Genomic DNA, 21,350 nt, shown 5'->3' with positions numbered 1-21,350 from the left:
GTGGAACGGAACATTCATAAGCCATGATCCATTTTCCAGTACCAGAGGCACTTACCTTCGACGACGTTCTACTTCTTCCTGCTCGTTCCGACGTCACGCCCGCAGAAGTGAGTCTGCAAACCCGGCTTACGCGGAACATCACGCTGAACATTCCCCTGCTCACGGCGGCCATGGACACGGTCACCGAGTCGCGCATGGCCATCGCCATCGCCCAACAGGGCGGGCTCGGAGTGGTGCATCGTAACCTCACGATCGAGCAGCAGGCAGGAGAAGTGGACAAGGTAAAGCGTTCGGAAAGCGGCATGATCGTGGACCCGATCACGCTCTCGCCGGACCACAAGGTCAGCGACGCACTGGAAGTCATGCGCCGGTACCGCATCTCGGGCGTGCCGATCACGAAGAACAAGAAGCTCGTCGGCATCCTGACCAACCGCGACCTTCGCTTTGAGACCCGCACTGACATTCCCATCTCAAAGGTGATGACGAAAGAGAACCTCATCACCGTCCCGGTCGGCACCACGCTCGAAGACGCCGAAAAAGTCCTGCATCAGCACCGGGTCGAAAAGCTCCTCGTCGTCGATGAGAAGTACCACCTGAAGGGCCTGATCACCGTAAAAGACATCCAGAAGAAGCTGAAGTATCCGAATGCCGCGAAAGACGCGCAGGGCCGTTTGCGCTGTGCCGCCGCGATCGGAGCGACCGGCGACTTCCTTGAGCGCGCCCAGGAGATGGTGAAAGCCAAGGTCGACGCGCTGGTGATTGACAGCGCGCACGCGCACTCCACCCGCGTCCTCGAAGCGGTGAAGACGGTGAAAGCCAAGCTGCCGGAAGTGGACCTGATCGCCGGCAACGTCGGCACCTTCGACGGGGCTTGCGAACTCGTTCGCTGCGGCGCCGACGCCATCAAGGTCGGCATCGGCCCCGGCTCCATCTGCACCACGCGAGTCGTAACCGGCGCGGGCATCCCGCAGATCACCGCGATCGCCGAGTCGTACCGTGCCACTCGCGAAGCGGGCGTTCCGATCATCTCCGACGGCGGCGTGAAGTATTCCGGCGATATCACCAAGGCGATGGCAGCCGGGGCAAGCGCCGTGATGGCCGGTTCCATGTTCGCCGGAACCGACGAAAGCCCGGGCGAGACCATCCTTTATCAGGGCCGCTCGTTCAAGGCTTATCGCGGCATGGGGTCACTCGCAGCCATGGCGCAGGGTTCCAGTGAACGCTATTTCCAGTCTGTGGACAGCGACTCTGCCGCGAACATCGGCACCGAAGAGAGCGACGGCCAAAGCAACCGTCTGGCGAAGTTTGTTCCGGAGGGCATTGAGGGTCGCGTTCCCTACCGCGGGACACTGGCGATGATCGTTCACCAACTGATTGGCGGCCTTCGTTCCGGCATGGGATATGTCGGCTGCCGCACCATCGCGGAACTGCAACAGAAGGCGAAGTTCATCCGCATCAGTGCAGCCGGCATGAAGGAAAGCCACGTTCACGACGTGATCATCACACGTGAAGCTCCGAATTACCGGGTGGAGTAAACGCTGAACTCACCCCAGCGAAAAGTCGTACACGCATGGATACCCCTGCTGCTTTGGCTCGTGGTGATTTCGCTTGAGAGCACCCGTCTCTTCACCGGCGAAGCTACCAGTGGATGGCTCCTCCGTATTCTTTCGCACTTCGAACGCGTCTCGTTGCACCAGGTGGTTTTTCTGAACTACCTCTTGCGGAAGACTGGTCACTTCGTCGGATATGCAATATTGAGTTGGCTAGCCTTCCACGGTTGGATGGAAACGCTCGCCTATCGCACTGAACGGGCGATCCAGCGTGCGGGAAAGAAAGCCGTGGTACCGCGTCGCTGGCATCTCCGGGCTGCCGTGCTGGCCGTCGTTTGCACCTTTGTCGTCGCATGCCTCGACGAAATTCACCAATCGTTTATCCCAGGACGGACCGGCGTGTTTCACGACGTCGTCCTCGACACGATGGGTGGCATCTTCGCGCAGTTCATCTTGCTGCTTTATTGGACCGTAAAAGAAAAACGCGACCGACAGCGTGTCGATCGCGCTTCTACCGTTATAGCCAGTACGGAATAAGCCTACGCGAGAACGATTGGCTCGATAAGCGCTTCGAGCGAAACTTCCGACTTCAAACTCCGAGTGATGGGGCAGTTCTTCTTCGCGCGCTGCACCGCCTCCTGGAACTTCGCGCTGTCGATCTCTGCGACGTGCGCTTTCACCGTCAGGTGAATGCGGGGTATATTCCAGCTATCCCCATCGGGCGCCAGCACGATCTCGGCCTCGGTTTCGATGTGGTCTGGCGTAATCCCTTCCTTGCCCAGTTCCTTCGCCACCATCATCGAGACGCATGCCGCTTCGGCCGCAGCCAGGATTTCCGACGGGTTCGTGCATGGCACATCCATCGAACTGGTCCCGCCCGTGTAAATCGCCTTGTCGAAAACGCCGCTTACCGTGGAGATGGTTCCTTCGCCCGCGCGTGGTCCACCCTTCCAGGTGGCTGTCGCTACTCTTTTCATTGCTACCTCCTGCGGCCGAAGTGTGGCCGTGTATGAATGCTGAACGGAAGATGTCTAGGGGCCCGGAATCTCAGGTCGTATTCACTCACCTTTTGTGGCGTATTGCTGTGATGTGGGGCCTAAAGGCGGGGGAGCATCATCACGTCCACATGTGTTAACGATCTTGCCGCTAGGCGAAGTACCTCATAGCGCAATCCGCCATATGCTGCGAAGATAGAATCACAGCTTATTAGCTCCTAAGACAGTGAAGAACGAATCAGACAGTAGTCCCTCATCTTCTTTTTGGCAGGCTTGGTTACCCAAGTCTGTCATTGTCCTGCGTGATTACAACCGTCAGAAGTTTTTATCCGACCTCATCGCCGGCATTACCGTCGGCCTGGTGGCACTTCCGCTGGCGATGGCATTTGCCATTTCCTCCGGCGTGCCTCCGCAACTGGGAATCTATTGCGCCATTGTTGCCGGCTTCCTGATCTCTGCCCTGGGTGGATCGAAGACGCAGATCGGCGGTCCAACCGGCGCCTTTGTCGTCATCGTTAGCGGTATCGTCGCAAAGTACGGCATCGAAGGCCTCTACGTCTGCACCGGGATGGCAGGTTTCTTCCTGATCATCATGGGGATCACCGGTTTCGGTTCTGCGGTGAAATTCATTCCGCGTCCCGTCGTGATCGGATTCACCAACGGCATCGCCGTTCTGATAGCAAGTACGCAGATCAAGGATTTCTTTGGCCTGCAGATCGAGCAGGTCCCCAGCGAATTCCCGGAACGCATGAAGTCGCTCGCGGAGCACTGGAACACGCTCTCGGTGGAGTCTCTTCTGCTCGCGGGCGGCTCGTTGTTGCTGATCCTGCTCACGCCGAAACTCACTCGCCGTGTCCCCGGTCCTATCGTCGCCATGTTCGTCGGCACGGTCGCGGCGTTTGGGTTGAAGCTGAGCGTCGAAACCATTGGCAGCCGCTTTGGAGGTATTCCCAGCGGCCTGCCGCATATGGAGATTCCGACGTTCCACTTGAGCATGGTCCACTCCTTGCTCGGACCGGCTCTCACCATCACCATGCTCGGCGCGATCGAGTCGCTCATGTCCGCGGTTGTCTCCGATCGCATGAGCAACGACAAGCACAACCCCAACGTCGAGCTGATCGGACAGGGCGTGGCAAACATCGTTTCGCCCATGTTCGGAGGCCTGCCCGCAACCGGCGCCATCGCCCGTACCGCGACCAACATCCGGTCGGGAGCGCAGTCGCCCGTCTCCGGCATGATCCACGCAGTCACGCTGCTGGCAATTCTTCTCTTTGCGGCTCCGCTTGCGAAGTTCGTCCCCTTGCCCGTGCTCGCGGCGATTCTGTTGGTCGTCGCCTACAACATGGGTGAATGGAGCGAGATTCCGGAAATTCTCAAGCTCAGCAAATCGGACATCTCGGTGTGGGTCGTCACCTTCCTGCTCACCGTCTTTGCCGACCTCACCGTCGCCGTCGAAGCCGGCATGATCCTGGCCACGCTCCTGTTCATCCGCAAGGTCACGGTGACTACGACGGTTTCCCAGGTAACCGATGCTTATGTTGACGAAGGTCGTGTCCACATCCTTCAGGACAAGGCCATCCCCGATTACCTGCGCATCTTCCGTATCCACGGACCCTTCCTGTTTGGCGCCACGGAAAAGATCAACGTCATCCAGGAAACTCTGCATGAACTTCCGCCCATCATTGTTCTGCGTTTGCGCAATATGACGGCCATCGATGCCACCGGTATGAAGGCACTGGAGGACATCGCCGACATTCTGCACAACTCCGGGCGCACGCTGATCCTTTGCGGGGCACGCGAGCAGCCGGCGCAATTGATGAAACAGGCGGAGTTTGAAGAGCACGTGGGACACGAGAACATCTGTCCCAATGTGGAAGAGGCGCTTATACGGGCGAAGCAGGTCTATGAAGATGGCCTGGCGTTACGGAAACAGTTCGCTGCGACGGCGGGATCTTAAGATCCTGCCGTCCTTTCGGTCAGTCGTTTGGGTATGGCAATGATCATCATTGCGGCAGTTAAAGACAGGGCGGCACTCGTATAAAAGGGGATCGCTGCCCCGAAGACCTTCCATAACTCTCCCGTGATCACCGAAGCAAGCAATGCCGTGATACTCGTGACGAAATAGAAGATACCGAACGCCCGCCCTCGCGCTTCGGCCGGTGCCGCGTGTGACACCATCGCTCTCAGCACTGGATTCGTCAGTGCATAGTAGAGGCCGTAAAAGGCAAACGCTCCCCAAATAGCGCTTTTCGACGGAGCAAGCGCAAACACCGCGTAAACAATGGTGAACACCAGGTATCCGGCAGCGACCAGTCCCTTCCGCGACACGCGGTCGCTCAACTTCCCTGCTGGCCAGGAGAACGCCGTGTACGTGATGTTGAACACCAACCCGAGCAACGGCGCGTAACTCGCGGCGATGCCGATATCCTGCGCGCGCAACACCAGAAACATGTCGCTGGAGTTACCAAGTGAAAACAGCCCGACCGCCGTCATCAGGTAGTAGAAGGCGGCGGGCAATGGAGCTTTGCTGCGCTCCCGATGTTCGTGCGCGACCGCCCGAGCCTTGCCCGTCTCTTTTGCGAAGAACACAACGGCGATGATGCTGATCAGTCCGGGAACGGCGGCAGCCCAGAAAACCCCTCGCAGCCCGATGTGCGAGACCAGCAACAGCGCGAGCAAAGGACCAACAATGGCTCCGGCTGAATCCATTGTTTGAAGAAGTCCGAAGGCAGAGCCGACTCTCTCCTTTGGCACCGACTCGGAAAGCATGACGTCCCGCGGCGCGCCGCGTACGCCTTTTGCCAGACGGTCGGCGAAGCGGATTCCCAGCACGTGCCACCATGCCGTCGAAAGAGCGAGCAACGGCTTCACGGCATTGGCAACGGTGTAACCCATGACTACCAGCGGCTTACGCTGTCGCACACGGTCCACCAGTAGCCCGGACCAGAGTTTCGCCGCCGCCGTGACGCTCTCCGCGAGGCCTTCAATGATGCCCAGCGTCGCCGGACCAGCGCCAATCGAGACGAGGAACGCGGGCAACACCCAGTAGGCCATTTCCGTGGCGGTGTCGTTGAAGAACGATGTCGCGCCGAAAACCTTTACGTTGCGCCGAAGTTCGCCGGGACTCTCCATCGTCCTTCGCTTGTACCACCTGGATGTTCATTTCCGCCACTCCGTTCAGCACAAAAAGGCAGCTCTTAACGAGCTGCCCATCGAGGAGAGGTTGTGTTCGAGAGATCTTATGCACCCTGGGGAGCAGTTGGCTGCTGTCCGAAGCCGCCCTTATGACGACGGTGCTGCTTCCGGTTCTCCTTCATCTGCTGCCACTGCTGCTGCTGTTCCGGCGTGAGGATCGCATTCACCTGTGTCTGCGTGTCCTGACGCAACGCCTGCATCTTTTCCTGCTTCTGGGCCTGGGTCAGCGCACTGTCGGTGCGGATCGCCTGCATCTGTTCGCGCTGCTTATCCATGATCGGCTTCAGTTGGTCCTGCTGCTGCTGTGTCAGGTTCAGCTTCTGCGCGATCCGCTGGCCCATCTGCTGACGAGCACCCTTCATGCGCTCCATGCGCTGTTCGCGCATCTGCGACATTTGCTGCTGCTGTTCCGGCGTCAGTATGGTCTGGACCTGCGAGTGAGTATTCTCGCGAAGGGCCTTCAGCTTTTCCTGTTTTTGTTGCTGGGTGAGAGTGCTGTCATTCTTGATGGCCTGCGCCTGTTGGCGCGTCTGCTCGAAGATGGGCTTCAACTGATCCTGTTGCTGCTGCGTCAGGTTCAGCTTCTTTGCCATCATCTGGAGCTGGTTGCCCTGGCCGTGGCGGCCGTGCATGCCTTTCCCTGCGCCCGGCCCCATGGTCGTGTTCCCGCCTTGCCCGCCAGTCGTGGCGTTCTGTGCCATCAATGGCACCGTTGCTGTCAACAAGGCGGCCGATAATACCGCCGATACGAATACCCGCTTCATCCTGAAATCCTCCAAACCCGTTGCGTTCCATCGCTGCGCGGGACCCGGTGCCCGTGTTGATTCCGAGTCCCGCACTTCGCTTGTTCGGTTCTGGGTATGCAAACAGCCCGGCTGACGAAAAGTTGCGCCAATGTTCCGGAGAGCGGACAATTGCGGGGCGTAACCGTTGTGCACCTAAACTTACGGTTACAATCTCCCTATATTGTGGGGGCGGATGGTTACAGTTCTGAGTCGCTTTACAGTTGCAAACGGCATGGAAGCCGAGGTCCGGCAGGCTTTTGTCAACCGGCCGCACCTCGTCGAAAATGCGCCGGGGTTTCTGCGGCTTGAGGTGCTTTCGCCTTCCGAGCACCCGGAAGAGTTCTGGCTCCTTACCTATTGGGAAAGCGAACAGCACTTTCGTCACTGGCACAAAACGCACCGGCACGAGTCTCATAAGCTGATGCCGAAGGGGCTTCGTCTCGATGCCTCCGGTACCGAAGTACGAATTTTGAACCACATCGCGTCGTAAGCGATCTACATGGCCTTGGATTATCACAAGTTCGGTTCCGAGATCTCCGACAGGTCGCCCCAGTTCATTGGCGCCGTGCTGGAACGGCTCTATGTGGACCGACCTGAACTGGAGGAACGCTACGGAGCCGCCGGCCGGGAACGCTGCCGCGAAGACATCGCCTTCCACTTCTGCACTCTGTCGGAATCGATCGCCGCACAGGAACTCGGAATCTGGCTCAAATACATCGGATGGGGAAAGATCGTCCTCGGCAGCCGCGGAGTCCGACTCGACGACCTCATCGACGCGCTGCTGATCATGCAGGAAGTCATCACCGAAAATGTGAAGGGCAAGGCCGCGGCGGTTGCTTGTGAATACATTCAGACCGCGGTCAATAAGTTCGATTCATTCCCGCGCTCCGTGCCTTCGTACATCGATTCACGCGCCCCGCTGCAGAAGCTCGCCAACGCTTACTTGCAGGCGCTGCTCTCGGTGGACCGTAACGACGCCCGTAAACTAATTCGTGGCGCGATCGCCGCCGGCACGCGAGTTTCCGAAATCTTCCGCTACGTCTTCGAGCCGGTGCAGCGCGAAGTGGGGCGTCTCTGGCAGATGAACCAGATCTCCGTCGCGCAGGAGCATTACTGCACCGCCACCACGGAGATGTTGATCGGCGAAATCAGCCGCGACCGTGATGAGATCGATCGTGGCCCGCACTTCTTCCTCGGAACGTGTGTCGCCGGCGCGCACCACACAGTCGGCATTCGCATGTTGTCGGAACTGATGGAATCCAATGGATGGAAGGTCTACTTCACCGGCGCGAACACGCCATCGAGCAATCTCGTCGAGTTGACCAGCCGCTTCAATATCGATGTGCTCGGTATCTCCGCAGCCACCTGCATGGAACTTGCCGTCTGCCGCAAGCTGATCGCGTCCGTAAAACTGAAAAACAAGAAGAAGACCCGCATCATGGTTGGCGGCCGCATCTTCAACGAATTTCCTAACCTCTGGTCGAAGGTGGGCGCAGATTCCTGGTCGCAGGACGCAGTCTCGGCTGTGAACGTCGCGCGGGAATTGCTGCCGAAGGCTGCCTTGAAACGTGCCCGTGCTAACGGGCGTTGATTCCGTCTAGCGCAACAAAGATTTCCTTCAGGTTCGGATAAAGTTCGCGATAGACCGCCTGCACTTCCTTGTACTTCCTGGCGTTCTCCGGTCCAGGCGCGAATTCACGTACGATCCGCCCCGTCATCTCTGCCGCTGCCCTTGCCGCATTCGCAAACCAACCTGCTCCGACGGCCGCGCAAATCCCCGCTCCCAAACTCGACGCCTCCAGTGTGCTGGAACGCAGAACTTTCCTTCCCGTCGCATCGGCCATGATCTGGCACCACAAATCGCTGGAGGCTCCGCCGCCGATCGCTACAAATTCGCGCACCTCGGTCGACGTCTCCTCTTCGATCATCCGGGTGACCAGCGCCTGTTCCAGCGCCGTTCCCTCCAGCAGCGCCCGATATAGATGCGCGCGCCGGTGCGACGCAGTTATTCCCGTGAAACATCCCCGCGCTTTCGGATCCCAGTAAGGCGTCATCACCGCACCCCAGTATGGAAGCGCCAACACGCCATCACTTCCTACGGGAACTTGCGACGCCTCCGCCTCCAGGGACTGAAAAATGTCGTTGCCGCCACCGCACAATTCCTTTGCGAACCAGTCCATCAGGAAGGCGCCGGTCCGCAAACTGGTTTCCAGATAGCAGCCCTCACCGGTACAACTCCCCATCGTGCGCCAGGCTCGTCCGACGCGAAACTCCGGCGAGTACGTCCCCGAGACCAACGCTGTCCCCAGATTCAGATACGCGCGCTCCGCCGTGACGGTGTTCACACCCAATCCGGCAGCCTGCCCATCGCCACCGCCGGCAACGATCGGCGTTCCCGGAAGCAACCCGCAGATTTTGCTTGCCGACTCGCTCACTTCCCCAATCACCGAACCGGGCCGTGCCAGTTCCGGCAACCGATCCGCCGTAAGGCAGAGCGCACTGAGAATCTCGGGCGACCACTGCTTCCGCTGCATATCGAACATGCCCATCGGATCCGCGCTCGCCCAACTCGTCACGAAGCGTTCCGCCAACTTCCACACCAGATACGTATGCACATCGGCGAACATGCGCGTGCGCCGAAATAGAGTCTCTTCGTTACGCAACATCCACGCGATGCGATACGCAACCGGCGCCATGTCCGGAGGCTTGCCCGTGATCTCGTGGATCCTCGGCACGCGTTCGCTAAGCCACTCGACCTCCTCGGCACATCGTTGGTCCAGCCACAAAATCGCCGGACGCACCGGCTCCCCTCGCTCATCGAGCGGAACGAACGTCTCTCTCTGATTGGAAATAGCGACGGCCGCTACTGACTCACGCGGCACCTGCTGCAACACTTGCCTGATCGCGTCAACCGTTGAGCGCCACCAGTCTTCCGGATCCTGCTCGTACCAGTTGTTCGCCGGACGGCTCAGCCCGATTGCGCTTCTCCCCTCGCCGGCGATGCTGCCGTCCTTACGCCATGCAATCGCCTTGGTTGCCGTAGTGCTGCTATCAATGCCGATGATAAGATTTTTCTGCATTCATCCTGAAAAACTCAGGACATCATACCGACCGCTATCGAGCGCGTCCAAGCGTTCTCCGGGTCATTCATATGCGCGCAGCAGAACTCATCGCCCCTCATCAATTCCGTCTCGCTGAAATGACAATTTCCGATCCCGGTCCGGGCGAAATCCAGGTCAAGGTAGATTCCGTCGGCATCTGCGGATCCGACCTGCACGCTTACTCGGACGGCGCCATGGGCGATCTTCCGAACGTTTACCCGATGGTCCTAGGACACGAGCCTGCCGGCACCATCGCGAAAACCGGCGCTGGCGTCACCGGCCTTTCTGCCGGAGATCGAGGCGCTCTCGAACCCGCACTCTACTGTTATCACTGCGAGTTCTGCATGCGCGGACAGCACAACGTATGCAAGAACATCCGCTTTCTCAGCAGCCCCGGAATCCCCGGCTTCTTTCGTGAATATGTCAATCTGCCCGCAGGCAATTTCCTTCCCATTCCCAAAGAACTCTCGCTCGACCATGCGACGCTAGTGGAACCCCTCGCCGTGGTTCTTCACTCCATGCAGTTCGCGTCCATCGCACTCGGCGAGACGGTTACAGTCATCGGCTGCGGCCCTATCGGTTTGATGACGGTTGCCTCTGCAAAACTCGCCGGCGCCAAGCGTATCTTCGCCGTCGAACCCGTTGGCGCACGCCGCGAACTTGCACGCCACTTCGGGGCCGACGTCGCACTGGAACCCAGCGACGCTGCCCGCGAGATTCTCCGCGAAACCGGAGGCCGTGGCGTCGATTGCGCCATCGACTGCGCCGCCCGCGAAGACACCACCAACCAGGCGCTACACGTCGTCCGCAACGCCGGACGCGTCGTGCTCACCGGCATTCACTCCAGCAAGTACGTTCCTATCGAAGGCTCCACCATGCGGCGGAAGGAGATCACCATCTTCAACGTTCGCCGCTCGAATCACGAATCTCACGCCGCTCTGGAACTTCTCCAGGCGAAGGCCGAATGGTTCGCTCCCCTCGTGACGCACACGCGCCCCATCGATCGCATCTCCGACGCCTTCTCCATCGCCAATGACTACTCGGAAGGCGTGGGCAAAATGATTGTGAAGCCCTAAATCGAATAACTAGCCGTATAATTGCTGCCCATCACGCGCAGGAGTGTCTGCATGTCCGACTTCATTGAAAAGTACCTGACTCGTCGTAAGTTCCTCGGCAACATGGGCAAGGGGCTGGCTGCCACCGGTGTCGCCGGCTCCCTCTGGAATTCTTCGTTCGCACAGGACATCAAGGTCCCCGAGCCTCCGGGTAAGAAATTGGGTTACGCCATCGTCGGACTCGGCCGCCTCTCCATCTTTCAGCTTCTGCCGGCCTTCGACCAGTGCGAGAAATCCCGTCTCGTCGCGTTCGTCAGCGGACATCCGGATAAGGCGCAGAAACTCGCGAAACGCTACGGTGTCGATCCGAAGAACATCTACAACTACGAGAACTACGACAAGCTCAAGGACAACCCCGACGTCGACATCATCTATGTGGTACTCCCCAACAGCATGCATAAGGAGTACACGATTCGCGGCTTGCAGGCCGGCAAGCACGTTCTCTGCGAAAAGCCGATGGCCAACTCCGTCGCCGATTGCCAGGCCATGGTCGATGCTGCCAAACAGGTCAATCGCAAACTGATGATCGCCTATCGCGTGCATTACGAACCTTACAACCAGGAGATGGCGCGTCTCGCCCGTTCGAAGGAACTCGGCACGCTCAAGGTCATCGAAGCCGACACCGGTTTCAAGATCGGCGATCCCACGCAGTGGCGCCTCAAAAAGGACATGGCAGGCGGCGGTTCGCTGATGGACATTGGGTTATACAGCCTCAACGGAACCCGGTTGGTCGCCGGCGAAGAACCCACCGAGATCAACGCCATGATGTACAGCACGCCCGGCGATCCGCGCTTCAAGGAAGTGGAAGAAACCGTCATGTTCCAGCTTCGCTTCCCCAGCGGACTGATCGCAAACTGCTCTTCAAGTTATGGCTACTCCGGGCAGAACCGCCTCCGCGCCGTTACCGACAATGGCTGGTTCGAACTCGAGCCTTCCATGCAGTACACCGGCCTGCGGATGAGGGTGAGCCGTGGCAATCGCCTTGAAGAAGTCACGCTGCGACAGGTGGACCACTTCGCCGCCGAGATGGACCACATGTCAGATTGCGTGATGAACAACAAGACTCCGCTCACGCCCGGTGAAGAGGGCCTGCAAGACGTGAAGCTGATGATGGCGATCTACGAGGCCGCGAAAACCAGCAGGACGGTAAAGGTTTAGAGCGTTCGATCACAGATAAAAAGGGAGCCCCGCGAGGCTCCCCTTTTCTTTTACCGGCCTACTGCTTCGGTGGAACCACCGGCTTGTCTGATTTCGCCGGTGTCGCAGCGGTCGTCCAGTTGATGACGTGATACACCGCCGGAGTGGTGCCAATGTTCTTCAGCGCGTGCTCTTCGTTCGACGCGTTGAAGATGATCGAGCCCGGCCCCAGCTTCTTCCACGTCCCGCCGTTGAGCACTTCGACGTTGCCCTCGCGTATGATCACCAACTCCTCATTCGGATGATGGTGTGGCGCGTGAGAATCATGCCCCGGGTTCAACGTAGTAATGTGCATCTCCAACTCCTGAAGCGTGGGAGTTGGATTGCGGCTGATCTGGCGGATCGAACCGACCGGCGTCTTCTTCTCCACCATCGTGTTCCAGTCGAACACCGACGAGTGCAGAACCGGCTTCTTCTCCTGTTGCGCAACCGCAACGATTCCCAGCGTCGAGAAAACGGCGATGGCCGCTACGACCAGGTCCCTGCGCGTAATCATCTTCATCGGCTTACGCTCCCTTCACTGCGTACTGCGGACGCTGCGGCCTCGACAGCCAAGTATTCGCCTCGTCGTCGTTCTTGAAGCGCTCGCGCAACGGATCCCAGTACAGCTTGCGCTTCGACTTCATCGCCATATGATGCAGCAGGCACGCCGAGCACGACCGGTGTGCAATCTCCACCGGCGCGATTGGCTGCTGGCGCGACTTCACGCAGTCCAGCCAGTTCGCATGATGCTCCCGGCTCACGTAGAGGTGGATCTCATCCGGTCCGATCACCGAAGTGAGAATCTTGGGATCGCTTGCCGCCAGTTTCTGCCCGCGCACCGATGACGGCGGATCGCTGGGCGTCGCCTTCTCCTCACCGCGAGAGACGAAGATCCAGCCGTCGGTTCCCTCAAAACGGATTCCATTGGGAAACGCGCCGCTGATTGTCATGTGCACGCCATTGGCGTAAATGGCTTCCGTCTGGAAGTCTCCGTGAACATCCCAAAGGCCCTTCTTCGGAAATTCCGCCGTGCCCCAGATTTCGATGGGGCCCGTGTATTCGGTGTCCATGCCCCAGTGAGCCGAATCAACGTGGTGCGATCCCCACCCGGTGATCATGCCCGCGCCGAACTGTTCGCAGCGCAGCCATCCCGGCCGATCGTACCCAACCTGCGGATGGACTCTCTTCTCGGTGTAGTACACCTCGGGCGTCGATCCCAACCACATGTCGTAGTTCAGGTTTTTCGGCACCGGCATCTCCGGCTCGACTTCGCCCGACGGATCTCCCGGCAAACCGATCTGCACCGACTTCACTTGTCCGATGCGTCCGTTGCGGACCAGTTCCGCCGCCCTGCGGAATTGCTCCGTGGACCGCTGCTGGCTTCCGATCTGGAATATCCGCCCAGTCCGGTGCACGGCGTTGCTGAGCATGCGTCCTTCTGCAATCGTCAGCGATGCGGGCTTTTGCATGTAAACGTCTTTGCCGGCTTCGACTGCATCGATCCCGATTAGCGCATGCCAGTGGTCAGGCGTCGAGATGAGCACTGCGTCCACGTCTTTGTCCGCCAGTAGTTCGCGATAATTCAGGTAGCCTTTGGTGCCGTCGTAAGGCTTGCCCGTCTGCTTTGTATAGAAGCTGTTGACCAGCACCTTGGCGTCTTCCATGCGCTTGCTGTCGAGGTCGCAGACTGCAGTGATTCTTGCGCCTTCATACTTGAGAACTCCTGGCATGTCATGAATGCGCGAGATACGCCCTGTGCCAATGGCGCCTACATTGATTTGATTGCTTGGAGAGTTCTTGCCGAAAACGGTGGACGGAACAATCGTCGGAAATCCGGCAATCACCGACGCTGCGACGACGCCCTTGCCTGTCGTCTTCATGAAATCACGACGCGACACTCCACTCTTCCGCTTCTCTGACATATCTATGTACTCCCTCTACCGAGCGCTGGCTCAGGCCTTAAAGGTCAGCTTTTGCGCGTTCTTCTGCGCCTTCAACATGAGTTCCATCGCCAGGAAGCAGTGTGCCTGCGTCATGGCAGTTTCCGTGCGGTTCACCACGTCGTCCACCACCTGCGGCCCATACGGCAAGACCTGGTTCGACGTATCGATGTACCGCGTCTCCTTCTGATCGACCAGGTATAGGTGGCTTCCACCCGGCGCCTTCGTGATGTCATTGTTCTTGCGGACCTCGATATAACCATCGGTTCCCAGGATGAACAGCCGTCCGTCGCCCCAGGTGCTCAGGCCTTTCGGCGTGAACCAGTCGAGGCGGATGTATCCGGTACCGTTGTTGCCCCGCAGCATGGTGTCGCCGAAGTCCTCGAAGTTCGGGTACTTCTCGGAATAATGAAGATTGCCCACCTGCGACGCCACTACGTCCGCCTGGGTTGACCCCGTGAAGAACAGGAACTGGTCCGCCTGGTGCGAGCCGATGTCGCACAGAATTCCGCCGTACTGGCTTTTCTCGAAGAACCACGCCGGACGTGGGTTCAGCCCGATGCTGTGCGGCCCCATGCCAATCGTCTGCACGACTTTGCCGATCGCCCCGGCTTTCACCAGCTCACCCGCACGGACCGTCGCCTTGTTATCGAAACGCTCGCTATAAGCGATCGAGTAGATCCGCTTGGTCTGCGCCTGTACCTTGCGGACTTCCGCCAGTTGCTCCAGCGTGATGATGCCCGGCTTGTCGGCCATGTAGTCTTTCCCGGCCTTCATCACGCGAATGCCCAGCGGCGCGCGATCGATCGGAATCCCCGAGCTCAGCACCAGTTGAATCGACTTGTCCTGAAGGATCTCGTCTTCACTGCGCGCCTGCTTCACATCCGGGAAGCGCTTCGCAAACTCCGCCGCGAGGTCCGGTTCCTTCACGTAGAAAGAAGCGAACTCGCCTCCGCCACGCTTGACCGCCGCGATCATGCCGTAAATGTGCGGGTGATTAATCCCGGCTACGGCAAACTTGATGCGGGTCGGAACGTTCTTCGGCTCCTCTGCCGGTGGTCCCTGCTCGTACACCACGTTGCCGTTCCCCATGGCCAGCGCCTCATGCGGCAAAGCCGACATAACAGCCGCGGAGGTCGCAACTCCCTTGATAAAATCGCGCCGGTCTAAACCGCTTTTCTTCATCACTCCACTCCCGTGCGTCAAATGAGTACGAACGAATTGGAGCCGTAGCTTACCACCACCAAAGGCCAGAAAGCGAATTTTGTTTGACAGGCGAACTATTATGTTTGGGACCGATCTGCCATCCTGGGTTCGGCGAGAAGCGATTATGCCCAACCGACGTGAGTTCCTTCGCATTTCCGGCCTGAGCGCCGCCGGACTCGCCCTAAGTTCCTCTGCGAGCGCAGATGCAAGTCGCGCACGTGAACTTGTCTTGATCGTCGACGTCCAAGACCAACTCGCATCCTCAGCACCGGTGCAGACCGCCATCAGAACGCTTCTCGCGGAACTTCAAGCCAGGCAGATCGCCGTCACTAAGCTTGATTCCCTTCCGGCCTCGCCAGCCGGACCTATCGTGATCATCGCCTCACACGACAATCGACTGGCTGCCCCCATCCTCTCCAGACATCGCCTCACCGTTCCCACGAAGGCCGAGAGCCTTGTTCTAGCTCCGTCCGCGCACCGTGACGCCACCGTCACTCTCGCCACGGCTCGTGATCCGCGCGGACTCATGTACGCCGTCCTTGAACTGGCTGATCGCGTACGTTACTCCGACGATCCGATCGACGACCTTACGATCGCCAAACCGCTCGTCGAAGATCCATACAACGCCGTCCGCAGCATCGGACGCCCCTTTGTCAGCAACGTCGAAGACAAGCCCTGGTTCTACGACCGCGAGATGTGGCCCGCGTACTTCTCGATGCTCGCCACCAACCGCGTCAATCGGCTCCACTTCGCGGTGGGCATCAGCCACGACGCCCTCACCCGCGTCTCCGATGCCTACTTCCTCTTCGCGTACCCGTTCTTCCTCTCCGTGCCCGGCTTCAGTGTCCGCGCCACCAACCTCCCCGACGAAGAACGCGACCGCAATCTCGACACCCTGAAGTTCATCAGCCACGAAGCCGCCGCGCATGGCATCGACTTCCAACTCGGCATCTGGACGCACGGCACCCGTTGGACCGACAGCCCCAACCCGAACCACATCATCGAGGGCATCACGCCGGAAAATCACGTCTCCTACTGCCGCGAAGCTCTCGCGCTTCTACTGCAATCCTGTCCTGACATCATTGGTGTCACTATCCGCACTCATGACGAAAGCGGCGTGAAGGAAGGCAGCATCGGTTTCTGGGAAACCGTATTCGACGGTGTATCTCGCTCCGGTCACAAAATCGAAATCGATCTCCACAGCAAAGGGCTCGACGACCGCCTCATCAGCGCCGCTCGACGAACCAATATGCCGCTGATGATCTCGCCCAAATTCTGGGCCGAGCACATGGGACTTCCTTATCACCAGGCCGCCATACGCGAGATGGAAGCACCCACCGAGCGCACGAACCTCGAAGCCTACTACGGCATGAGCACCGGCTCACGACTGTTCACTCGCTACGGATACGCCAACTTCCTCCGTGAAGACCGCGACTACCGAGTCATGCATCGCATCTGGGCTGGCACCCACCGCATGCTCTTGTGGGGAGATCCCGTCTCCAACGCCGCCTACTCGCGGGCCTTCCGCTTTTGTGGCAGTGACGGTGTCGAACTCTTCGAGCCGCTCGCCTTCAAAGGACGCCGCGGCTCCGGACTTCCCGGCGGACGCTGCGCCTACGCCGACACCTCCCTCAACCCGCGCTGGGATTGGCAGAAGTTCCTCTACACGTACCGCACCTGGGGGCGACTGCTCTACAACCCCGACTGCGACTCCGACGTCTGGCGTCGCCAACTACGCACCGACTTTGGCCCCGCCGCGCCATCGATAGAAAATGCGTTCGCCAGCGCCAGCCGTCTTTTGCCGATCATTACCGTTGCGCATCTGCCCTCCGCCGCCAACGACACCTACTCGCCCGAGTTCTACACCAACCAGTCCATCGCCGACCCCAACGCTCGCTCGCCCTTCGGCGACACACCCTCGCCCAAAGTTTTCGGCAACGTCAGTCCCCTCGACCCGCAACTCTTTTCCCGCATGAACGACTTCGCTGATGACCTGCTTGCCGGCGAGCAAAGCGCCAAGTACTCACCCGTTGAGGTCGCGCAGTGGATCGACTCCCACGCAAGCACCGCCGCGAAGCACCTCGTCGCCGCGGAAAGCAACACCGCCGAACTCCGTCGCGCCTCCGCCGACATCGCCATCCAGATCGGCATCGCACGCTTCTTCGCCGAGAAGTTTCGCGCCGCCGTTCTCTACGGGATCCATGAACGCACCGGCGACACCTTCGCGCTCCAGGAAGCGATTAACGCCTACAAGCGCGCCCGCGATCACTGGTCGGCCTTTGCCAACGGACCAGCCCGCGTCTATGTTTCCGACATCACCATCGGACCCTTGCCTCACCAGCGCGGACACTGGCTCGACCGCCTCCCCGCCATCGACGCCGACATCCAGTACCTCGAACGATTGCTGGCCGAAGCAGAACCCATTCACTCGCCCGAAGCAAAACTCGCTGTCGACGCCGTGCTCACTCCCTCACCTCGCATCCCGATCGCGTGCACGCACATCGCACCGCCGTCGTTTATTCCCGGCAAGCCGCTCGACCTCCACCTCCAAACCGCAGCCAGGGAAGCCCGCATCTTCTACCGTCACGTCAACCAGGGAGAGCGCTACCAGTCCGCCGGCATGACCCGCTCCGCCAACAACTTCGCCTTCACCATCCCGGCCTCTTACACCGACTCGCCCTTCCCTCTCGAGTACTACTTCGAATTGCGCAACGCGAAGCACCACGCCGTCCTTTATCCCGGCTTCGCACCCGACCTCATGAACCAGCCGTACTTCGTCATTCGTCAGCGGAATGCACCCAAGCATCCTCGCTCACCGGGAGCTACAATGAAGTAAGTGGAAAACCATCGCTCTTCCGACTGGCTCTACTGGACCCTCGCCATCCTTTTTGGCATCGTCGCCGGATTCGCTCACGTCCGACTCAACGACTCCGGGCTCTCCGTCCTCATCGTCACCGGCACCACCATGTTCCTCGCCTACAAGCGCCCCACGCGCATCTGGCGATGGGCCGTCGTCATCGGACTCAGCCTACCTCTCGCCACCCTCGTCGCCTACTTTGCGCAATACCATCCCACGCTCGGCATGGTCGTCGGCTCATTCGCTGGGACGGCTTTCGCCATCGTCGGCGCAATCGGCGGCATGTTTCTGCGCCGCGTCGTCACCATCTTGTTCGCCAAGGAAGAAACTCACCAGTCCCGCTGACGTCATTACCAACCCTTCGCCGCCTGATATACCTATTCCGAAATGCATCTCCCTGCCGAACTCACCGACGTTCGCCTCATTGCCGGCATCGTTATCTTCATCGCCAGCTACGTAGTCTTCGCGTTCGGCAAGTTCCCAGGCATGAAGATCGACCGCCCCGGTATGGCGATCATCGGCGCCGTGCTGATGGTGGCCTTCCGCGTCGTCCGCGCCGACGACGCCCTCAAGGCCGTCAACTTCGCCACCATCGTTCTACTCTTCGCGATGATGGTGATCGTCGCCAATCTTCACCTCGTCGGCTTCTTCGATCGCATCGCCGCCTCCGTCGTCGCCCGTCTCGGACGCGCCCATCTTCTCCCGGCCGTCATCCTCAGCACCGGGGTGCTCTCGGCCTTCTTCGTCAACGACATCATCTGTCTTGTCATGGTGCCCATCGTGCTCAAGGTCACCCGCCGCATGGGCGTCCCACCGCTGCCTTACCTGCTGGCGGTGGCAACTGCGTCGAACATCGGCAGCGTCGCCACCATCACCGGCAATCCGCAGAACATCCTCATCGGATCCTATTCCGGCATCTCCTACATCAAGTTCCTTGCGCACCTCGGACCCATCGCCGCCGTCGGCCTCATCATCAATTGGGCAGTGCTCCACTGGATGTTCCCTCTGCAACCGCCTGCCGCTGTCACCGCCGATCCGATCAATGGCGTCATCAAACCGCCGCGCGAACTCCGCCTCGCCAAGCCCGCCATCATCGTCGCCGGCGTTATCGCCGGATTCCTCTTCGGACTCCCGCCCGCACTTGTCGCCGCCGTAGGCGCCGCCATGGTCCTCATCACGCGCACCATGGAACCGCGCCTCATCTACGACGAGGTCGACTGGGGACTGCTCGCCTTCTTCGTCGGACTCTTCATCATCGTCGCCGGAGCCGAGCGCGTCGGCATTGTCGCCGGCATGCTCGACCTCGCCGACACCTGGAACCTGCACAACACGCTGGTCTTCACCATCGTTACGGCCATCATGTCCAACATCGTCAGTAACGTTCCGGCCGTCATGCTGCTGAAGTCGGTCGTCCCCGGATTCCCCGACCCGCACAGCGGATGGCTCCTGCTCGCCATGGCCAGCACTCTCGCCGGAAACCTGACCGTCACCGGCTCCATCGCCAACATCATCGTCGTCGAACGCGCGCGCGAAGAAGTGACCATCACCTTCAAGGACTACCTCCGCGCCGGCGTGCCCATCACCGTGTTAACGATGTCGTTCGGAACACTGTGGCTGTATCTGATTCCTTGAACTGTGATGACGGGGGGTGCCCCATCCTTTAGCGCGAGGCGCGTAAGGGTGCGGCGTTGAACGATCACAATACCTGATGTTCCTACTCGACCACAGAACCCCTTGCTAGAATTACCGGCGAAAATGCGCGCTGCCATCCTCCACCATCAGCGACCCATCGACGACTCGCCACTCCGTCTTGGCGACCTGCCCATCCCCGAACCGCAAGCCTCCCAGATCCGCGTCAAGGTTTCCTGCTGCGGACTCTGCCACACCGACCTCCACACCGTCGAAGGCGACCTCCCGGCACACCGCCTGCCCATCGTCCCCGGACACCAGGTCGTCGGCACCGTCGAAAAGCTCGGCCCCGGCGCCTCCCGGTTCCATATCGGAAGCCGCGTCGGCATCCCCTGGCTCCACCGCACCGACGGCACCTGCGACTTCTGCCGCCGCGACCTCGAAAATCTCTGCCCCAACGCCCAGTTCACCGGATACGACGCCGACGGCGGCTACGCCGAATACACCGTCGTCGATGAAGATTTCGCCTACCCGATCCCGCCGCAGTTCACCGACCTGAACGCCGCTCCGCTGCTCTGCGCCGGAATCATCGGCTATCGCTCATTTCGCCTCAGCGGCGCAAAAGCCGGAGATCGCCTCGGACTTTACGGCTTCGGCGCTTCCGCGCACATCGTCATCCAGTTCGCGCGCCATCTCGGATGCGAAGTGCTGGTCTTCACGCGCAGCGAACACCATCGCCATCTCGCCCGCGAACTCGGAGCCGCCTGGACCGGCCGCGCCGAAGACACGCCTCCGAAACCGCTCGACGCCGCCATCATCTTCGCGCCCGCCGGATCGCTCGTCCCCGAAGCGCTTCGCGTCACCCGCAAAGCCGGAACGGTCGCGCTCGCCGGAATCACCATGAGCCAGATTCCCGCCATGAACTACGACCTGCTCTACCACGAGCGCGTGCTGCGCAGCGTCGCCAACAGCACCCGTCAGGACGCGCGCGAGTTCCTCGAGCTCGCCGCCAAAGTTCCAGTTAAGACCGAGGTCGAAACCTACGAACTCGCCGACATCAACCGAGCCCTCCAGGACCTGAAACACAGTCGCATCCGCGGAGCCGGAGTGGTAAGGGTTGCAGAATGATCGGCAGGCTCATCCCGGTCGGCCTCTCGAACTTAGCCCAGGGCGGAAGCCCTGGGTTACGCTTATTCACCTACCAACAGTCATTGGGTGCCCCGGGTTCGCCCTGCTTTTGGGCTAACCCGGGCATCACAGACGCCCGCACCCAACTGGGTTTAGGTTTTTCTCCATGCCCAGCGGATTGCGGCGATACCATTACTCCGGTCAATCGCACTTTCTTACTTTTAGTTGTTATCGCCGAGAGCAGCGATTCGATACCGCCGCGACTTACGACCTTTTCCTCACCTGTCTTGAGAATATGCGCGTTAACTTTGGCGTGTGTGTCTATGGCTATGTGGTGATGCCAGAGCACGTGCACCTTCTGGTCAGCGAACCGGAACGGCAAACGCTGGGCGACGCCATGCACTACCTGAAGTTGTCATTCACCAAGCGGCTGCGGGAAGGAAGGTTCTGGCAGGATCGCGGATACGACCGCAATGTGCGCAATGCCGAAGAGTTCGCGGTCAAGTTAGGATACATTCACAACAACCCGGTAAAGCGTGGATTGGTGAAGGCCGCGGACGATTGGAAGTGGAGCAGCTTCCGCCATTACGCGTTTCGACAAGTGGGAGTGGTGGAGATTGAATCGGAGTGGGCAGCGAGGGATCGGGAATCGTCCGGCGCGCAGAGAATC

19 protein-coding genes are annotated in these 21,350 nt (G+C 59.8%); 12 read left to right on the top strand and 7 right to left on the bottom strand.

Annotation, left to right across the window (positions count from 1 at the left end):
- Nucleotides 1-23 precede the first annotated feature (23 nt).
- Both guaB and VN577_23785 read left to right on the top strand, forming a co-directional pair.
- Complete coding sequence (gene guaB / locus VN577_23790; GenBank protein HWR17872.1) at nucleotides 24-1,535, top strand: IMP dehydrogenase; 1,512 nt, start codon at nucleotides 24-26, stop codon at nucleotides 1,533-1,535.
- A gap of 3 nt (nucleotides 1,536-1,538) precedes the next feature.
- Complete coding sequence (locus VN577_23785) at nucleotides 1,539-2,087, top strand: VanZ family protein (GenBank protein HWR17871.1); 549 nt, start codon at nucleotides 1,539-1,541, stop codon at nucleotides 2,085-2,087.
- Nucleotides 2,088-2,089: 2 nt separating this feature from the next.
- Here the strand turns inward: VN577_23785 and VN577_23780 are convergent, their stop codons facing one another.
- Nucleotides 2,090-2,527: an OsmC family peroxiredoxin gene (locus VN577_23780; protein ID HWR17870.1), complete on the bottom strand. Its 438-nt coding sequence runs from the start codon at nucleotides 2,525-2,527 to the stop codon at nucleotides 2,090-2,092.
- Nucleotides 2,528-2,771: 244 nt separating this feature from the next.
- On the opposite strand from VN577_23780, the gene VN577_23775 reads away from it, so the two are divergent.
- The gene (locus VN577_23775) at nucleotides 2,772-4,502 is read left to right on the top strand and encodes a SulP family inorganic anion transporter (protein ID HWR17869.1); all 1,731 of its coding nucleotides are present in this window, start codon (nucleotides 2,772-2,774) and stop codon (nucleotides 4,500-4,502) included.
- On the opposite strand, the gene VN577_23770 is transcribed toward VN577_23775, so the two are convergent.
- Together VN577_23770 and VN577_23765 are read right to left on the bottom strand one after the other, a co-directional pair.
- On the bottom strand, nucleotides 4,499-5,677 hold the full coding sequence (locus tag VN577_23770) for an MFS transporter (GenBank protein HWR17868.1): 1,179 nt from the start codon (nucleotides 5,675-5,677) through the stop codon (nucleotides 4,499-4,501). The genes VN577_23775 and VN577_23770 overlap by 4 nt on opposite strands.
- 107 nt (nucleotides 5,678-5,784) lie before the next feature.
- Nucleotides 5,785-6,504, bottom strand: coding sequence for a hypothetical protein (locus VN577_23765; protein HWR17867.1), 720 nt, complete (start codon nucleotides 6,502-6,504; stop codon nucleotides 5,785-5,787).
- Nucleotides 6,505-6,718: 214 nt separating this feature from the next.
- Here VN577_23765 and VN577_23760 point away from each other — a divergent pair, with 214 nt between their 5' ends.
- Together VN577_23760 and VN577_23755 are read left to right on the top strand one after the other, a co-directional pair.
- On the top strand, nucleotides 6,719-7,015 hold the full coding sequence (locus VN577_23760; protein ID HWR17866.1) for an antibiotic biosynthesis monooxygenase: 297 nt from the start codon (nucleotides 6,719-6,721) through the stop codon (nucleotides 7,013-7,015).
- 9 nt (nucleotides 7,016-7,024) lie between these two features.
- Nucleotides 7,025-8,116, top strand: a complete 1,092-nt coding sequence (locus VN577_23755; GenBank protein HWR17865.1) for a cobalamin-dependent protein — start codon at nucleotides 7,025-7,027, stop codon at nucleotides 8,114-8,116.
- Here the strand turns inward: VN577_23755 and VN577_23750 are convergent.
- On the bottom strand, nucleotides 8,103-9,605 hold the full coding sequence (locus VN577_23750) for an FGGY-family carbohydrate kinase (GenBank protein ID HWR17864.1): 1,503 nt from the start codon (nucleotides 9,603-9,605) through the stop codon (nucleotides 8,103-8,105). The genes VN577_23755 and VN577_23750 overlap by 14 nt on opposite strands.
- Nucleotides 9,606-9,676: 71 nt before the next feature.
- Here VN577_23750 and VN577_23745 point away from each other — a divergent pair, with 71 nt between their 5' ends.
- The gene (locus VN577_23745) at nucleotides 9,677-10,702 is read left to right on the top strand and encodes an alcohol dehydrogenase catalytic domain-containing protein (protein ID HWR17863.1); all 1,026 of its coding nucleotides are present in this window, start codon (nucleotides 9,677-9,679) and stop codon (nucleotides 10,700-10,702) included.
- A 51-nt stretch (nucleotides 10,703-10,753) separates the two neighbouring features.
- The gene (locus VN577_23740) at nucleotides 10,754-11,899 is read left to right on the top strand and encodes a Gfo/Idh/MocA family oxidoreductase (protein HWR17862.1); all 1,146 of its coding nucleotides are present in this window, start codon (nucleotides 10,754-10,756) and stop codon (nucleotides 11,897-11,899) included.
- A gap of 58 nt (nucleotides 11,900-11,957) precedes the next feature.
- Here VN577_23740 and VN577_23735 read toward each other — a convergent pair whose 3' ends face one another.
- The 3 genes from VN577_23735 to VN577_23725 are packed head-to-tail and all read right to left on the bottom strand — an operon-like array spanning nucleotide 11,958 to nucleotide 15,045.
- Nucleotides 11,958-12,440 (bottom strand): cupin domain-containing protein, encoded by a 483-nt coding sequence (locus VN577_23735; protein ID HWR17861.1) that lies wholly within the window; start codon nucleotides 12,438-12,440, stop codon nucleotides 11,958-11,960.
- A gap of 4 nt (nucleotides 12,441-12,444) precedes the next feature.
- Nucleotides 12,445-13,842 carry a Gfo/Idh/MocA family oxidoreductase gene (locus VN577_23730; GenBank protein ID HWR17860.1) on the bottom strand — a complete coding sequence of 466 codons (1,398 nt, stop codon included), beginning with the start codon at nucleotides 13,840-13,842 and terminating at the stop codon, nucleotides 12,445-12,447.
- Nucleotides 13,843-13,872: 30 nt separating this feature from the next.
- Complete coding sequence (locus tag VN577_23725; protein HWR17859.1) at nucleotides 13,873-15,045, bottom strand: Gfo/Idh/MocA family oxidoreductase; 1,173 nt, start codon at nucleotides 15,043-15,045, stop codon at nucleotides 13,873-13,875.
- Nucleotides 15,046-15,190: 145 nt separating this feature from the next.
- On the opposite strand from VN577_23725, the gene VN577_23720 reads away from it, so the two are divergent.
- From VN577_23720 to VN577_23700, 5 genes are all read left to right on the top strand, one after another.
- Entirely contained in the window at nucleotides 15,191-17,902 is a 2,712-nt protein-coding gene (locus VN577_23720; protein HWR17858.1) for a hypothetical protein, read from the top strand.
- Nucleotides 17,903-18,268 (top strand): hypothetical protein, encoded by a 366-nt coding sequence (locus VN577_23715; protein ID HWR17857.1) that lies wholly within the window; start codon nucleotides 17,903-17,905, stop codon nucleotides 18,266-18,268.
- 42 nt (nucleotides 18,269-18,310) lie between these two features.
- On the top strand, nucleotides 18,311-19,555 hold the full coding sequence (locus VN577_23710; protein ID HWR17856.1) for an anion transporter: 1,245 nt from the start codon (nucleotides 18,311-18,313) through the stop codon (nucleotides 19,553-19,555).
- Between the two features lie 102 nt (nucleotides 19,556-19,657).
- Nucleotides 19,658-20,680 carry a zinc-dependent alcohol dehydrogenase family protein gene (locus VN577_23705; protein HWR17855.1) on the top strand — a complete coding sequence of 341 codons (1,023 nt, stop codon included), beginning with the start codon at nucleotides 19,658-19,660 and terminating at the stop codon, nucleotides 20,678-20,680.
- A gap of 166 nt (nucleotides 20,681-20,846) precedes the next feature.
- The coding region (locus VN577_23700) for a transposase (protein HWR17854.1) at nucleotides 20,847-21,350 on the top strand (504 nt) is incomplete at its 3' end.

The organism is Terriglobales bacterium (genome assembly GCA_035561515.1).
Taxonomy (GTDB): domain Bacteria; phylum Acidobacteriota; class Terriglobia; order Terriglobales; family Acidobacteriaceae; genus DATMXP01.
Note: the sequence above shows the minus strand (reverse complement) of the source record. Positions and strands in the feature narration are given on the sequence as shown.